Raw genomic sequence first — 417 nt, 5'->3', positions numbered from 1 at the left:
ACGCGATCGAAACAGGATTAGATACCCTGGTAGTCCACGCTGTAAACGATGGATACTAGCTGTTCGACGCAAGTTGAGTGGCTAAGCGAAAGTGATAAGTATCCCACCTGGGGAGTACGCTCGCAAGGGTGAAACTCAAAGGAATTGACGGGGGCCCGCACAAGCGGAGGAGCATGTGGTTTAATTCGATGATACGCGAGGAACCTTACCAAGGCTTAAATGGGAGTCGACAGGCGTAGAAATATGCTTTTCTTCGGACGATTTTCAAGGTGCTGCATGGTTGTCGTCAGCTCGTGCCGTGAGGTGTCAGGTTAAGTCCTATAACGAGCGCAACCCCTGTTGTTAGTTGCCAGCGAGTAATGTCGGGAACTCTAGCAAGACTGCCGGTGCAAACCGTGAGGAAGGTGGGGATGACGT

The 417-nt window shown here is 51.6% G+C and carries 1 rRNA gene; it reads left to right on the top strand.

Annotation, left to right across the window (positions count from 1 at the left end):
* Window positions 1-417 (top strand): 16S ribosomal RNA (locus CIL03_RS19455); the annotation flags it as partial.

This window comes from Virgibacillus indicus, assembly GCF_002266285.1.
Lineage (GTDB): Bacteria > Bacillota > Bacilli > Bacillales > Amphibacillaceae > Virgibacillus_K > Virgibacillus_K indicus.
Note: the sequence above shows the minus strand (reverse complement) of the source record. Positions and strands in the feature narration are given on the sequence as shown.